Source organism: Micromonospora sp. NPDC048986, assembly GCF_040649335.1.
Lineage (GTDB): Bacteria > Actinomycetota > Actinomycetes > Mycobacteriales > Micromonosporaceae > Micromonospora > Micromonospora alfalfae.
On sequence record NZ_JBEZFJ010000001.1, the window covers coordinates 165,636 to 180,430 of the forward strand.

Consider the following 14,795-nt stretch of genomic DNA (forward strand, 5'->3'; position numbering starts at 1 on the left):
GTGTTCGGTGAGCTACGCGACCTGGGCGCGTTCACCTGGGGTGGCAGAGAACGGCCCGGCGCGGAGAGTGGTCCTCCGCGCCGGGCCGCCGCATCGGCTGAGGTCAGCTGGTCACGCAGTCGGCCAGCACGCCCGGACCGGTGCCGGTGCCCTGGAAGCCGAAGTTGGTCGACTGTCGGCCCAGGACCCGTCCGTTGTAGCTCACGTTGGTGAACCCTACGGTGCCGCTGGTGCCGCTGACCTGCGCGTTCCAGGCGCTGGTGACAGCGCCGCCGGGCAGCGGGACGGTAACGGTCCAGCCGTTGATGTCCGACTTGCCGGCGGTGACAGTCACGCTCGCCGTGAAGCCGCCAGCCCACTGGTTGACCGCGATCGACGCGTAGCAGCCGTCACCGGCCGGCGGCGAGCTCGGAGGGGTGGTCGGCGGAGTGGTCGTCGGCGGGGTGGTGGTCGGGGGAGTGGTCGTCGGCGGCGGCGTCGTCGGCGGGGTGGTGGTGGGCGGGTTGGGCGCGCCGTTGGCCAGGCTGAAGGCCAGGTCAGGCTGGAACGAACCGGCAGTGAAACGGCAGCCGTCCGCCTCCCCCGGCGGCTTCACCCACAGGTACGCGTCGATGTTGCTGTCACCCGTGTTGGTCGTCGGGTACTGCCCGATGCGCCGGTCGGTGTTGTCGTCGCCGCACCAGTCCCCGCTGGCACCCCCGTTACGGCTGGTGTCGATGACCTGGCGCTTGCCCGAGATCCCCATGCCGTTGAGGGCGGAGATGACAGCCCGACCGAAGTTCGCCTCGTTGGAGGTGGAGTTGTAGTTCGACACGTTGGTGAAGAAGCCGTCGGCGTACTGGACGCCGGCCGCCCGGAGCCGGTTGGCTGTCTCACCGGCGCTGTTCCAGGTGGAGTGGCCGGCGTCGAGGTACACCTTGGCGTTGGGGTTGCCCGACTTGATGGTCCGGGTGGCCGTCGAGATCGCCTGGTTGCGCGCGTTGATCTCGGCGCTGCTCAGGCACGTCAGCAGAGCGAGCGAGTCGGTTTCCAGGATGATGATGACGGTCTGGTTGCCCAGTCCCCTGGCGAAGTTGGAAACCCACGTCTGGTACTGGTTGAGGTCCGGCGCACCACCGGCGCTGGCCCCACCGCAGTCCCGGTTGGTGATCTCGTAGACGGCCAGCACCGGGATCTGCTGCGCCGCGTTGGCGGCGCCAATGAACCCGGAGACCTCGGACTGCACTGTCGAGGGGTTGAAGTTGGCGAACCAGCGCGCCTGCGGCTGGCTCGCGATCTTGTCGCGGATGACGGCGGTACGCGAGTCGCCGGGGTTGGCGGCGACCCAGCGGACGACTGCCGAACTCGGGTCGCGGTAGAGCGACCCGGACAGCGTGCCGGCGGAGGCGCTGCTGACGGCGAGGCAGACGCCGACGGCTGTGGCGCCCGCGACGGCCGCCACGCTGATGGCCGCCGATCTGCGGCGGAGCGAGGAGAAGATAGCCACGACGTGTTGCCTCCAGATCACATAGATGTGTCTAAGTTCATGGGAGCGTTCCCAGGGACGTTAGCGGAGGCGTGCACCGCTGCCAAGACGTGAACGCACGTCGATGGACCGGATGTCCGTGTTTGGGGGCTGGTGTCGGGGTGTCACAGGTGGCGGGGAGTCAGGAGCCGTAGATGCTGACCTTCAGCTTTTCTCGAATGGCTGCCGCCTGCACCTCGTCGCGCCCGTTGTAGACATCCAAGGCCTGGTGCCACGCCTTCCACGCGGCGGCCAGGTCACCCGCGGCCTCGTAGGTGTCACCGAGGCGGGCCAACGCGCTCGCCTGGAGAGTGGTCTCGCCGACCTCCGCAGCCAGGTTGACCGCGCGTCGGCCACAGGAGAGCGCCTGAGCGTGGTCGCCCCGTTGGTGGTGGACATGCGCCAGGCTGTCCCACACGTACGCCTCACCGTGGAGATCACCCAAGCGCTGCATCAGAGCGACGGCGCGTCCGCAGTAGTCAAGAGCGCGGGCATGGTCCCCCAGCAGACTGTGATACCACCCGACCGCGTTGAGTGCGCTCGCCTCGCCAGATTCGGGACCCGCGTGTTGATGGAGGCGCAGCATCTGTTCGGCGTGCGCCAGCGCGTCGCGGTAGCTTCCCTGGCGCTCCGCCAACCAGGACAGATTGCTGTGGACCTGCGCCTGCCCGGTCCGGTCCCTGATCTCGACGTACAGCCTCAAGGCGTAACCGTGGTGCTGGCGGGCACGTTCGTAGTGCCCCAGGCGGGTGTGGGCGTTGGCGAGGCCACGATGACAGCGGGCCTCGGCCCTGCGATCCTTCAGCCGCCGCGCAGCGACGAGACCGGTGGCCTCGACCGCAGCCCACTCGTGCCACCACCCGCATCGGTTGAGGAAGGTGGTCAGTGTCCAGCCGAGTCGCCAGGCGTGCGAGTCGAACCCGTGCGAGGCTGCCATGTCGACGGCCGTGACGAGTGCCCGCCGTTCGTGCGTGTACCAGGCGAACGCCGCGTCGCTGTCGGTGAGGACCTCAGTGGTCACGCCGGGCTGCGGCGCCGCGAGGTCGATCGAGTCACGCCGGTGCGGGTAGATCAGGCGATCGGCGACATGGGCGGTGTGCAGGTAGTGGTCGAGCATCCGCTGCCGCGCGGCACGCTGATCGCGCTCGGTCTCGTGAACACCGACGAGCTCGCGCGCGTATGCGCGCAGGAGATCGTGGAGCGCGTACCGGTCGGCCGAACGTCGCTCGACCATGTGGACCGCTACCAGGTCGGCCAGCAGTCGGCTGGTCTGGTCCCGTGGCAGGCCGGCCAGGCTGGCGCAGGTCGAGACGGCCATCTCCAGGCCGTGATGCAGGCCGAGCAGGCGAAACAGTCGGGCGTGTTCGGGGCTGAGAGCGCGGTAGGAGCCGGAGAGCACGGTCCGCAGGTCGGACTGCGGATCGTCTCCGGCAAGGACGTCCAGATCCTCGCCGCTCCGCAGGCGACTGGCGAGGACCTCGATCGGGAGCTGGGCGTCGGTGGCCGCACGCGCTGCGACGATGGCCAGCGCCAGGGGTAGACCTGCGCACCTGCGGATGATCTGGTCGACGGCTCCCGCGTCCTGCACGACCCGGGCGACGCCGAGTCGACGGGTGAGCAACTCGTGCGCTTCCACCTCGGTCAGCATGCCGAGCGAGACGGGTTGGGCCCCTTCGTTCACGACGAGTCCGGTGAGCCGGTTTCGGCTGGTGACCACGACCAGGCAGGAAGGGGTGCCCGGGAGCAGCGGGCGCACCTGTGCCGCGTCGCGGGCGTTGTCCAACACGACCAGCACCCGCCGGTCGGCCAGGACACTGCGGTAGAGACCCACCTGGGCGTTGATCCCGGGAGGGATCCGGTCCGGCGGAACGTGCAACGCCTCCAGGAAGTCTCGTAGGACGTCGGTGGGCTTGAGGGCCGCCGTTCCGTCCGGACCGAACCCGTCCAGGTTCACAAAGAGCTGCCCGTCCGGGAAACGGTCGCGGACCCGATGTGCCCAACGGACCGCCAGCGCCGTCTTGCCGACACCGGCATGGCCCACTATGGACAGCACCGTGGGCTGCGGCTGGTCGGTGGGATCGATCGCCAGAGCCGCATCCAACTCGGCCAGACTGGCAGAACGGCCGACGAACAGGGCCCCTTGCACAGGTAGCTGAGCAGGACGAACAGGTGTCGCACCGGCGCCGGAGGCAAGGGTGACGCCCTCAGGACGCGCCGACGGGTCGAGGGCTCGGTCTTGCCGGAGAATCGCCTCGTACCTCCTACGCAGCTCGTCGCCCGGGTCGACGCCCAGCTCGTCGGCGAGCGTGGAAGCGACGCGCTGGTACGCCTCGATCGCCTCGGCCTGCCGCCCCGACTGGTAGAGGCCGGTCATCAGCATTGCCGCGAGCCGCTCGCGCAGCGGATGTCTCGCCACCAGATCAGTCAGTTCGGCGACCACGGCGGCCCCGCCGCCGAAGGTCAGCTCGCACTCCAGACACTCTTCGAGGACCGCTATCCGCATCTCGTCCAACACGGCCGCCTCGCGCTCCAGCACGATCCCCTTCAGATCAGCGAGCGCGGGACCCCGCCACATCGACACCGCCTGACGCAGCACGACGGCTGCCTTGCGCCTGTCATCGAGCGCTACGAGGCGTCGCCCCTCGGACACGGCGTCCTTGAATCGGGCGAGGTCCAGCTGACTCGCGTCGACGCGAAGCCGGTAGTTGGCGCGCTCACCACCCAGCAGGTGCGCCGCACCGTAGCGGTCAAGGGTGCGACGCAGCCGCCAAATTCCGCTGTGGATCTGATTGCGAGCTGTCGCGGGCGGGTCCCCGTTCCAGGCGATGGCGATCAGGTCAGCGGCGGACACCAGCTGACCGTGCCGGAGAAGCAGACCGGCCAGCAGCCTTCGCTGCCGCTCGCCGCCCAGCTCAACGCGTCGGTCGCCAGCGCTGACCTCAAGGGGCCCGAGCACCATGAAGTCGATCGGCACCGCCACGATGACACCCCCGTTGTGCAGATCGGCCCGTAGGGTAGTCATCTGGTGTCACAGTGTCAAGATCGAGCCCCGCTGATCGTCGCGCATCGTCTGACCAGCCCGGGGACGGGGCCGGCTCGCCCCCGGGCAGGCCCGATCAGACCCGAGCCAGCCCCAGCGCCCGCACGTCGACAGCTACGTCCGCGCCGTAGGAGTCGGCGATGCGGCGCTCGAAAGCGTCGGCGTCGACCGTGTATTCCTGCGGGCCCTCGACCTCCAGCACGTGCGCCGCCAGTACGCAGCCCACCTGCGCCGCGCGCTCGATGGGCAGGTCGGCGGCGAGCGCGGCGATGAAGCCGGCCCGGAAGCCGTCGCCGACGCCGGTCGGGTCGACGATGCGGCCCACCCGCGCCGCCGGAACCAGGAAGTCACCCTCCTGCCCGGTGACGCGTACCCCGTTGGCGCCCAGGGTCACGACCCGCACGCCCACGCGGCGCAGGATGTCGTCTTCGCTCAGCCCGGTCTTCGACTCCAGCAGCGCCGCCTCGTACTCGTTGGTCAACAGGTAGCGAGCGCCGCTGATCATCGCCTCGATGTCGGCCGACGGCATCCGGGCCAGTTGCTGAGACGGGTCGGCGGCGAAGGGCAGGCCCAGTCGGCGGCAGGCGGCGGCGCGGGCGAGCATCGTGTCCGGGTTCTCCGCGGCGACGATGACGAGCCCGAGCCCACCGGCCCGTGCGGCGACACCGTCGAGGCTGATCCGGTCGGGCTCGCCCATCGCGCCGGGATAGAACGACGCGATCTGGCAGAGGTTGGTGTCGGTGGTGCAGATGAACCGGGCGGTGTGTGCGCTGGAGCTGACCTGCACCTCCGAGCAGTCGACCCCGTGCCGCTCCAGCCAGCTGCGGTAGTCGCCGAAGTCAGCGCCGACCGCGCCGAGCAGCACCGGCCGGTGCCCCAGTTGAGCGAGCCCGAAGGCGATGTTGGCCGCGACCCCGCCGCGCCGGACGACCAGGTCGTCGACGAGGAACGAGAGCGAGACGGTGTCGAGGCTGCCGGCGATGAGTTGCTCGGCGAACCGCCCCGGAAAACGCATCAGATGGTCGGTCGCGATCGAGCCGGATACGGCGATCATGCGGACGGGCCCTCTCAGTAGCGGTAGTGGTCGGGCTTGTACGGCCCTTCGACCGGGACGCCGAGGTAGCTGGCTTGTTCCTTTGTCAGTTCGCTGAGCCGGACACCCAACGCGGAGAGGTGGAGTCGGGCCACCTTCTCGTCCAGGTGCTTGGGGAGGGTGTGCACACCGATCGGGTACTGGTCGGTGCTGGTGAACAGCTCGATCTGCGCGATCGTCTGGTTGGCGAAGCTGTTCGACATCACGAAGCTCGGGTGCCCCGTGGCGTTGCCCAGGTTCAACAGCCGTCCCTCGGACAGCACGATGACCGAGTGGCCGTCCGCGAACCGCCACTCATCCACCTGCGGCTTCACGGTGATCCGCTCGACATCCCCGCGTTTCGCGAGACCGGCCATGTCGATCTCGTTGTCGAAGTGGCCGATGTTTCCCACTATCGCCTGGTGCTTCATCCGCGCCATGTGCTCATTGGTGATCACGCTGAAGCAGCCAGTGGCGGTCACGAAGATGTCAGCGGTCTCGACAACGTCGTCGATGGTCGCGACCTGGTAGCCGTCCATCGCCGCCTGGAGGGCGCAGATCGGATCCACCTCGGTCACGATGACCCGCGCACCCTGACCACGCAGACTCTCGGCGCAGCCCTTCCCGACGTCGCCGTAGCCGAACACCACTGCGACCTTCCCGCCGATCAGCACATCGGTGGCCCGGTTGATCCCGTCGATCAGCGAGTGCCGACAGCCGTACTTGTTGTCGAACTTGCTCTTGGTCACGGAGTCGTTCACGTTGATCGCCGGGAACAGCAGGTTCCCCGCCTGCTGCATCTCGTACAGCCTGTGCACGCCGGTGGTGGTCTCCTCGGTAACCCCCTTGATCCCGGCGGCGATCCGCGTCCAACGGCGGTTGTCCTCCCGCAGCGACCGGGTCAACACACCGAGGATGACCTCGTACTCCTCCGAGTCGGCGCTCTCCGGCGACGGGACGGCGCCGATCGCCTCGAACTCGGCGCCCTTGTGCACCAGCAGTGTGGCGTCACCACCATCGTCGAGGATCATGTTGGGGCCCTGCCCGTCCGGCCAGAGCAGCACCTGCTGGGTGCACCACCAGTACTCGTCGAGGGACTCGCCCTTCCAGGCGTAGACCGGGACACCCGCCGGGGCGTCCGGGGTGCCGGTCGGGCCGACAGCGATCGCCGCCGCGGCGTGGTCCTGGGTGGAGAAGATGTTGCAGGACGCCCAACGGACCTGCGCGCCGAGCGCCACCAACGTCTCGATCAGCACCGCCGTCTGGATCGTCATGTGCAGTGAGCCGGTGATCCGCGCACCCTTCAACGGCTGGCGCGAGGCGTTCTCCCTCCGGATCGACATCAGACCCGGCATCTCGTGCTCGGCCAGCTCGATCTCCTTACGCCCGAAGGCCGCCAACGACAGATCCGCCACCTTGAAATCGCTGAAGTCGCCAGTCATGCCCGCACCCTCCCCCACCCGCGTCGAGGACCGTTGGAGTCCCGTTCAACCGGGCTCATGCCCCGCACACCGGGCCACCCCGGGCCCGGGTGCGGAGCAAGCGCCGTCAGGAGTTGCGGCTGGCCGGGTCGACCCGGGCGTACGTGAGCAGGTCGGCCATCGTGAACTGGCCGGAGAAGCGGGCGGGCAGGGTCGGACGCCAGTTGGGCTGCACCTTCAGGTAGCTCGCCGGGTCGAGCTGGGCGATGCCGATGAGCACCTCGGCCACGATTCGCCCACCGACGGCGCCCAACGAGCCTCCGCCGGCCTGGAGCTGCGCCTCCTTGAGGATGTAGTAGAAGAGCGGGGTGTTGGAGTCCAGGCCGAGGCCGTACCCGCTGAGCTCCGGGAAGTTGAAGCTGCCGAGCGCGGGCGCGCCGATGGTCGCGGCGATCCGCTGGCCCGACGGGATGCCGAAGGTGAGCTGCCGGAGCAGGTCGCGTCCGAGCAGGTTGGCCGACGGGGAGCCGGACGGCGGCGGTGGCAGTGGGAAGCCGAACAGCGGCGTCGAGTTGCGTACGTCGATCCACTTGCTCCAGCGCACCTGGCCGTCGAAGAACTGGAACCAGAACTGGTAGTCGAGGTAGCGGCGGGCGGCCCGCTTCCCGCCGCGCAGGTCGGCCGGGTCGGCGCCGCTCAGCGCCGGGTCGAAGAGCATGGCGTAGAACTCGTCGCCGCCGTTGCCGGTGCGGTTGACCAGGTAGGCCGGTCGTGGCTGGCTGTGGCCGAAGCGGAACGCCGCTGCGGTGAACTCGACCGGGATGAACGTCGCGTTCGGCTCCGGCTTGTAGAAGCGGCGGCCGCCGTTGAGCACTGTGAAGACGGTGCCCGAGCCGGCGATCAGCGGAAGGAACTCGTTGAGCACGATCCACTGGTAGTGCCAGGTGACGAGTTGCCGGGCGGCGCCGAATACCTGTGCCGCCGGTGTGCCCTGGGCGCGCACCAGGTCGACCACCCGGTTGTGGAAGAGGATGAAGGCGGCAGTGATCTGCGCGATCGGCAGGTTCTCGTCGTTGCGGGAGTCGAAGACGATCGCCTTGCCACTGGAGTTGCGCGGCAGGTCTTCGAAACGCCCACCCGACTCGATCTTGAGTTTGGCGGGATCGGCCGAGTTGTACAGCTCCGGGTTTCCGGTCGGCCCGCCACCGTAGAGCGAGTCGAGGTCGAGGGCCGGCGTCCGGGGGTTCGGCACCGTGGTCGGGTCGACCGGCGTACCCAGCGGCGCCGTCGTCTCGAAGGCCAGGTCGTGGTCGACGAACTGCCCGAAGTACGTCATGCCCTGTGGGATCGAGAAGTTGTCGGGGTTGTTGATGCTGTGCTGCTGCTGGTCGGCGAGCGCCTCCGCGCCGACGCTGAGCGGGTCGCGGGCGTCCATCGGGCCGCCGACGCGCGACAGGTCGATCAGTGCGTTGCGCATCTGGGTCGTCGCGGACCCGAACGCCGGCAGCGACGGGAACATCCGACCGAACCGGTTGGAGAACGCGGCCGCCGCCGGCGTCGCGTCGAGCAGGGCTCCCCCGGTGCCGGCCACGAGCGCCCCCGCGCCGACTCCGGCCAATAATCGCCGTCGGCTGACACCTCGAGAAGCGTTGTCAATTGCCATGTCGGCCACCTTCCGTCCGCGGGCGCCCGCGTGGACGCACGGGCCGCAAACCCGCGAACCGGCAGCAGTGTGAACCCTTCGGTTAGTGGCGCCCTGGAGCTTCGGTGGTGTCCGGCTGGAGGCCGGTGAGCATGGTGTCGACAAGCGAGGTGTCGTGTTTCGCGGCACGGAACAGCGGGTGGTCGAGCGTCGATCGGAGGAAGTCGCGGGTGGTGGCCACCCCTGGCCCTTCGACGGCGCACTCGTCGAGGGCGCGGGCCATCCGGGCCAGGGCCTGGGTGCGGTCGGGCGCCCAGACGACCACCTTCGCGAGCAGGGAGTCGTAGTCGGCCGGGACCCGGTAGCCGGCGTACCCGTGCGTGTCGACCCTGACGAACGGGCCGGCGGGTAGGTCGAAGCGGGTCAGCTCGCCCGGCGTCGGTACGAAGCCGCGCGCCGGGTCCTCGACGTTGAGGCGGCACTCGATCGCGGTGCCGCGTGGTGTCACGTCCGCCTGGGTCAGCGCCAGCCGTTCGCCGGCCGCGACGAGGATCTGTTGCCGCACCAGATCGACGCCGGTCACCAGCTCGGAGACCGGGTGTTCGACCTGGAGCCGGCAGTTGACCTCCATGAGGTGGAAGTCGTCGCCACCGCCGACCAGGAACTCGAAGGTGCCAGCGCCCACGTAGCCGACACCGAGCGCGCCGGTGACCGCGGCGGCGGTCATCCGGTCGACCATCTGTTGCGGCAGCCCGGGCGCGGGCGACTCCTCGATCAGCTTCTGGTGACGCCGCTGCACCGAGCAGTCGCGCTCGCCGAGGTGGATGCCGTTGCCGTAGCGGTCGGTGAGCACCTGCACCTCGACGTGGCGGGCCGACTCGAGGTAGCGCTCGATGTAGACCCGGTTGTCACCGAAGAGCAGCTGCGCCTCTGCCCGCGCGGCGGCGAACTCGCTCAGGAACGAGGCCGGATCGCGGACCACCCGTACGCCCCGACCGCCGCCACCGGCGACCGCCTTGATGATCAGCGGGAAGCCGATCTCGTCGGCGACAGCGCGCGCGTGGGCCGCCGACTCGACGGCGTCGGTCGTGCCGGGGAGTACGGGCAGGCCGAGGCCCGCCATGATGCCCCGCGTCCGGGCCTTGTCGCCCAGCGCGGCCATCACGGCGGGCGGCGGCCCGATGAACGTGATCCCGTCGGCCTCGCAGATCTCGGCGAAGTCCGGATCCTCGGAGAGGAATCCGTAGCCCGGGTGGATGGCGTCGGCCCCCGTGCGACGGGCCGCCTCGATGATGGCCGGGGCACTCAGGTAGCTGCGCCGGCTGGGACCCGGCCCGATCTGGACGGCTTCGTCGGCCAGCCGCACCACCGCCGAGTCCCGGTCCACTGTCGAGTAGACAGCCACGGTACGCAGCCCCATCTCCCGGCAGGTCCGGGCGATCCGGACCGCGATCTCGCCCCGGTTGGCGATCAGCACCGACTCGAACACTGGGTCAGCCCTCCGACACAGCTAAGGCGATCAACCGTTCGCCGTACTCGACCGGGCTCGCGTTGGGCACCAGCACCTTCACGACCTCGCCCGCGCGGTCGGCTTCGACCGGGATCATCATCTTCATCGCTTCGAGGATCGCGACCTGCTGGCCCGGAATGACCTGGTCGCCCTCAGTGACGAACGGGTCAGCTCCGGGCGACGGCGCGAGGTAGAGCGTCGCGACCATCGGCGCGCACACGTAGTGCAGACCGGCGTCGGTCTCCACCGGCGGGGCGGCCGGTACCACCGCCGCCCCCGGTGCGCCATCCGGCCACTCCACCTCGACCACCAGGTCGCCGTGCTGCAACCGGGCGCGGCGGACCGGACCTGGCGTCGACCCGATCAGCCGCGCGAGACTGCGGACCGCGGCATCCAGCGGGTCGGCGTTACCCTCCGGCATTCGTCAAACCTCCGATCTGTCGGAAGCGGGCCCGGCGATGGGCCCGCACCTGCTCGCGGTTGAGACCGGCCAACTCCGCGAACGCGTCGACAACCGCCCGGTGTACGGCCGACGCGGTCGCCCCGGGATCGGCCGGTGCCCCGCCGGGTGGTTCGGGAACCACCCCGTCGACGATGCCGAGCGCCAGCAGGTCGCCGGCCTGGAGCTTGAGCTGCGCCGCGGCCTCGTCGGCCCGACCGGAGTCGTTCCAGAGGATCGCGGCGCAGCCTTCCGGGCTGATCACCGAGTACGTCGCGTTGGCGAGCATCAGCACCCGGTTGCCGACGCCGAGGGCGAGCGCACCTCCGCTGCCACCCTCGCCGGTCACGATCGCGACGACCGGAACCGTCAGCCCGGCCATCAGCCGGATGCTGTCGGCGATGGCGAGGGCCTGCCCGTTCTCCTCAGCCGAGACGCCGTGGTAGGCGCCGGGCGTGTCGATCAGCGTCACGATCGGCGTGCCGAGCTTCTCGGCCAGGCGCATCAGCCGGGCCGCCTTGCGATAGCCGGCCGGTGTCGCCATGCCGAAGTTGCGGCTGGCCACCTCGGCGACCGTGTGGCCCTTCTGGTGGCCGATCACCACAGTGGGCCGGCCGTCGATCAGACCGACGCCGCCGACGATCGCCGGGCAGTCACTGGCCAGCCGGTCGCCGTGCAGCTCCACGAAACCGTCAACGAAGTGTCCGATGTAGTCGAGTGTGGATGGTCGACCGAGATCGCGGGACAGCGCCACGACAGCCCACGGGTCGGCCGACTCGGGGGGCGTGGTGGCAGGTACCGGGTGAGGGTTGGGCGCGGACCGGTCGGCCCCCGCGAAGGCCAGCAGCCGGCCGATGGTCGGCCGCAGGTTCGACCGGGGCACCAGGTCGTCGAGCATGCCGCGGGCGAAGAGGTACTCGGCGGTCTGGAAGCCGGCCGGCAGCGGCTGACGCAGCGTCTGCTGGATGACCCTCGGCCCGGCGAAGCCGAGGCGCGCCCCCGGCTCGGCGAGGATGACGTCGCAGAGCGTCGCGTACGATGCGGCAACGCCACCGTAGGTCGGGTCGCTGACCAGCGAGATCGTCAACACCCCGGCCTCGTCGAGGGCACCGAGCGCCGCGCTCGTCTTGGCCATCTGCATGAGCGACAGCACGCCCTCCTGCATCCGGGCCCCGCCGGAGGCGCTGACGATCAGCAGCGGCGTACGGGTTTCGAGCGCCACCTCGGCGGCCCGGGTGATCCGTTCGCCGACGCCCGAGCCGAGGCTGCCGCCGAGGAACCGGAAGTCCATCACCGCCGCGATCAGGGGCTGCCCCTCGACGGTGCCCCGGACGCAGACCACTGCCTCGTCGAGCCCGGTGCGCCGGCGGGCCGCCTCGATCCGTTGCGGGTAGGGCTTGGTGTCGACGAAACCGAGCGGATCACCGAAGGCGCCGACCGGTGGCAGCTCCTCGACCGAGTCGAGGTCGAAGAGCTGCTCGATCCGCTGGTGTGCGGTGACCTGGTCGTGGTGGTCGCACTCCGGGCAGACGCCGAGGTTGCGCTCGACCCGGCGCTGGTAGAGCAGCGCCCGGCAGCCCGGGCAGATCAGCCAGCTCTTGCCGACGGGTGTGTTGACGGTGGCGGTCATGACTGCCCGCGTTCGGCCGCGGCCTTCTCCACGATCTCCCGGATGCGTGCCTGCTGCTCACGTGTGGTCCGGTTGAGGTGGGCGGTCATGCCCTCGTCGTCGGCGTGCCCGCCCGGCCGCATCTCGAAGTCCTGTACCCACCGCATCCGCACGCCGCCGTCCGGGATCTCGGTGTATTCCCAGAACAGGTTCATGTACTTGAAGGCGCCCGTCTCCAGCCGCCGTGCCCGTACCACCCGGTCGCCGCGGTCGGGCACCCGCTCGGAGACCCAGCTCCACACCCGGCCGGCCGGGTCGGGGTGCATGGTCAGGCGGAAGACGACGGCCCCGTCGGCGGACGTCGAGAGCACTTCGGTGCTGGCGTACTCGCTGAACAGGGAGGGCCAGTTGGGGATGTCGTTGGTGAGGTCCCAGACGAGGTCGAACGGTGCGTTGATGTCGACCGCGTTGTCAGTGTGTCCGGCCATCGGGTCACCGATCCGCGAGTCGTTGGTTGACGTAGTCGACAGCGAGCCGCGGCGTCTTCATGATCGACACGGCGTCGTCGGGGATGCGCACCTCGTACTCCTGCTGCACCCGCGCCGCCAGCTCCAACAGCGCGAGCGAGTCGTAGCCGAGGTCGTCGAACGGCGCGTCGAGCGTCGCCGGATCGGCCCAGTCGGTCTGCTCGACCACACCGGAACTGGTCTCCAGGATCCGACGCAGGTCGTCGAGGGTCAGCTGGCTCATGAGTTTCCTCCCGTCGGTCGCTGCCACCCGTCGCGCACGCCGCCGACCTGCGGCACCGGCGACTCGGGGTGCGGGACCTCTTCGGTGTCGACGTGGCCCAGCTCGGGGCGCGGCGCGAGCGGGCTGATCTGGAACACGATCAGCGCGGTCTCGCCACCGGCGTTGACGATGCGGTGCCGCTGGCCGCGACGGACCATGAGAGCCTCGTCGGCAGCGAGCTTGACCTCCGCGCCGTCGACCCGGATCACCACCTCGCCGCGCACCAGATAGCAGAACTTGTCCGAGTACGGGTTGTACTGCTCCGCCAGGAACTCGCCCGGCTCCAGGCGGACCGTGCCCATGAAGCCCTCCGTCGCGTCGACGGTCTTCGGGCTGAGCAGGATCCGCACCTCGCCGCCGATCCGGTTGATGCCGGGCACGTCGGTGGCGGCGACCTTCACGATCGGTTGCCGATGCATGATCATCCCTTCTCTGCGACGAGCACTCGGAACGGCAGGTCCGTCGGGTGGACGGTGGCCGGGCCGAAGCCCGCCGCGGCGAGGGCCCGGTTGTAGGCGGCGACGGAGTGCGACTCCCCCTCGAAGGTCCAGACCAACATCAACACCGAGAAGAGGTACGGTGCCGGGTCCAGTGCCGGCGACTCGTCGCCGGTGGTGAACCCGACGATAACCAGCCGTCCACCCGGCTTGACCACGGAACCGAGCCGGGTCACCAGCTCATGCACCCGCTCCTCGGAGAAGTGGTGCGTGACGTTGGTGAGCAGCACGACGTCGTAGGGCCCGCCGAGATCGGTGGTGAACATGTCACCCGGCAGGAACGACGCCCGGTCGCGCACGCCGAGCCGTTCGGCGTGCTTCTCCGTCACGGCGAGCACGTTGGGCCAGTCCAGCGAGGTCACCGTCGCCTGCGGGTTGTGCTGCGCCAGCGTGTAGCCGTACACGCCGTGGCCGCAGGCGACGTCGAGGATGTCGAGTTCGGCGCGCTCCTTCGTCCACGGCGCGAGCGCCTCGGCCATCACCTCGGCGGTCGGCTGGGCGACCTTCGTCGCGTACGCGGCGAAGTCCTCCCAGTAGGTGTACTCCGGGGTCTCGGCGTGCACGTCGAGGACGGTGCCGCCGGCCCGTACGGCGGCGCTGAGGTCGCGCAGCGCGTCCCACTCCCAGTCGCTCGACATCACCTTGACCATGCCGCCCAGGTAGTCGGGACGGGTGCTGACCAGGTGGTCGGCGGCCGCCGGGGTGAGCGAGAAGTGCTCGCCGGTACGGTCGGTGAGGCGGATGGCGGTGAGCGCGTCGAGCAGGATGCGCGCACCCCGGGGGTGGATGCCGAGCTTCGGGGCGAGCCCGCTGGCAGTGGCCGGGCCCGCGGCGAGCGCGTCGAACACGCCCAGCTCGACAGCGGTACGCAGCAGGCTCGTCTTCTTGTATGCCTGCATCATGTCGTTGATGTCGCGGCGGGTCAGCGTCACGTGATGCTCCCTGTCTCGGGGCTCCAGGTGTAGAAGGGCGTGGCCTTCGAGTCCTGCAACTCGGTCATGCTGTCCGGCGCGTAGCGCTGCAGGTAGGCCGAGAGGCGCCGGTTGACCTCCTGGAAGTCCGCGCGGGCTCGGGCCGCGAGGAGCTTGTCGAAGACGTCGGTGTCGGCCTCCAGCAGGTGCATGTAGAGGTCCTGGTAGCGGAAGAGCGTGCGCCGCGAGATGCCGACGACGTAGGGCATGTCGCCCTTGTCGTGCTCGGTGAAGAGTTCGGCGACCGCGTCGGCGTGGCCGGGGGCCATCCGCATGACCATGAGGGCGCGGTAGGACATGT

Annotated in this window: 13 protein-coding genes; all 13 read right to left on the minus strand. The window is 69.7% G+C overall.

Annotated features, from left to right (window positions below; genetic code table 11):
* Positions 1–103: 103 nt before the first annotated feature.
* Positions 104–1,486 (minus strand): glycoside hydrolase family 6 protein, encoded by a 1,383-nt coding sequence (locus tag AB0B94_RS00775; RefSeq protein WP_357266781.1) that lies wholly within the window; start codon positions 1,484–1,486, stop codon positions 104–106.
* A gap of 160 nt (positions 1,487–1,646) precedes the next feature.
* Positions 1,647–4,526 (minus strand): BTAD domain-containing putative transcriptional regulator, encoded by a 2,880-nt coding sequence (locus tag AB0B94_RS00780; RefSeq protein ID WP_357266784.1) that lies wholly within the window; start codon positions 4,524–4,526, stop codon positions 1,647–1,649.
* Between the two features lie 94 nt (positions 4,527–4,620).
* A complete protein-coding gene (locus tag AB0B94_RS00785; protein ID WP_357266787.1) occupies positions 4,621–5,598 on the minus strand; it encodes a carbohydrate kinase family protein in 978 nt (325 codons plus the stop codon).
* A gap of 14 nt (positions 5,599–5,612) precedes the next feature.
* Positions 5,613–7,058 carry an adenosylhomocysteinase gene (gene ahcY, locus AB0B94_RS00790; protein ID WP_357266790.1) on the minus strand — a complete coding sequence of 482 codons (1,446 nt, stop codon included), beginning with the start codon at positions 7,056–7,058 and terminating at the stop codon, positions 5,613–5,615.
* 106 nt (positions 7,059–7,164) lie between these two features.
* A complete protein-coding gene (locus AB0B94_RS00795; protein ID WP_357266793.1) occupies positions 7,165–8,628 on the minus strand; it encodes a peroxidase family protein in 1,464 nt (487 codons plus the stop codon).
* Between the two features lie 154 nt (positions 8,629–8,782).
* Complete coding sequence (locus AB0B94_RS00800; RefSeq protein WP_357266796.1) at positions 8,783–10,168, minus strand: acetyl-CoA carboxylase biotin carboxylase subunit; 1,386 nt, start codon at positions 10,166–10,168, stop codon at positions 8,783–8,785.
* Positions 10,169–10,172: 4 nt separating this feature from the next.
* Positions 10,173–10,610, minus strand: coding sequence for a biotin/lipoyl-containing protein (locus AB0B94_RS00805; RefSeq protein ID WP_238671241.1), 438 nt, complete (start codon positions 10,608–10,610; stop codon positions 10,173–10,175).
* On the minus strand, positions 10,597–12,258 hold the full coding sequence (locus AB0B94_RS00810; protein WP_357266800.1) for an acetyl-CoA carboxylase carboxyltransferase subunit alpha: 1,662 nt from the start codon (positions 12,256–12,258) through the stop codon (positions 10,597–10,599). Before AB0B94_RS00810 ends, AB0B94_RS00805 begins: the two co-directional genes overlap by 14 nt.
* Positions 12,255–12,725: an SRPBCC family protein gene (locus AB0B94_RS00815; RefSeq protein WP_357266803.1), complete on the minus strand. Its 471-nt coding sequence runs from the start codon at positions 12,723–12,725 to the stop codon at positions 12,255–12,257. The genes AB0B94_RS00810 and AB0B94_RS00815 overlap by 4 nt, the downstream gene beginning before the upstream one ends.
* A 4-nt stretch (positions 12,726–12,729) precedes the next feature.
* Positions 12,730–12,987: a phosphopantetheine-binding protein gene (locus tag AB0B94_RS00820; protein ID WP_091394916.1), complete on the minus strand. Its 258-nt coding sequence runs from the start codon at positions 12,985–12,987 to the stop codon at positions 12,730–12,732.
* Positions 12,984–13,448 carry a cupin domain-containing protein gene (locus AB0B94_RS00825; protein ID WP_208646634.1) on the minus strand — a complete coding sequence of 155 codons (465 nt, stop codon included), beginning with the start codon at positions 13,446–13,448 and terminating at the stop codon, positions 12,984–12,986. Before AB0B94_RS00825 ends, AB0B94_RS00820 begins: the two co-directional genes overlap by 4 nt.
* Positions 13,448–14,455 (minus strand): methyltransferase, encoded by a 1,008-nt coding sequence (locus tag AB0B94_RS00830; protein ID WP_357266806.1) that lies wholly within the window; start codon positions 14,453–14,455, stop codon positions 13,448–13,450. The genes AB0B94_RS00825 and AB0B94_RS00830 overlap by 1 nt, the downstream gene beginning before the upstream one ends.
* Positions 14,452–14,793: a TcmI family type II polyketide cyclase gene (locus AB0B94_RS00835; RefSeq protein WP_238671245.1), complete on the minus strand. Its 342-nt coding sequence runs from the start codon at positions 14,791–14,793 to the stop codon at positions 14,452–14,454. Before AB0B94_RS00835 ends, AB0B94_RS00830 begins: the two co-directional genes overlap by 4 nt.
* Between the last annotated feature and the right edge of the window lie 2 nt (positions 14,794–14,795).

Coding starts and splice junctions, on each gene's coding strand:
- AB0B94_RS00780 (WP_357266784.1), bottom strand. CDS start 4,526: ATGACTACCCTACGGGCCGATCTGCACAACGGGGGTGTCATCGTGGCG.
- AB0B94_RS00785 (WP_357266787.1), bottom strand. CDS start 5,598: ATGATCGCCGTATCCGGCTCGATCGCGACCGACCATCTGATGCGTTTT.
- ahcY (WP_357266790.1), bottom strand. CDS start 7,058: ATGACTGGCGACTTCAGCGATTTCAAGGTGGCGGATCTGTCGTTGGCG.
- AB0B94_RS00805 (WP_238671241.1), bottom strand. CDS start 10,610: ATGCCGGAGGGTAACGCCGACCCGCTGGATGCCGCGGTCCGCAGTCTC.
- AB0B94_RS00810 (WP_357266800.1), bottom strand. CDS start 12,258: ATGACCGCCACCGTCAACACACCCGTCGGCAAGAGCTGGCTGATCTGC.
- AB0B94_RS00815 (WP_357266803.1), bottom strand. CDS start 12,725: ATGGCCGGACACACTGACAACGCGGTCGACATCAACGCACCGTTCGAC.
- AB0B94_RS00820 (WP_091394916.1), bottom strand. CDS start 12,987: ATGAGCCAGCTGACCCTCGACGACCTGCGTCGGATCCTGGAGACCAGT.
- AB0B94_RS00835 (WP_238671245.1), bottom strand. CDS start 14,793: ATGTCCTACCGCGCCCTCATGGTCATGCGGATGGCCCCCGGCCACGCC.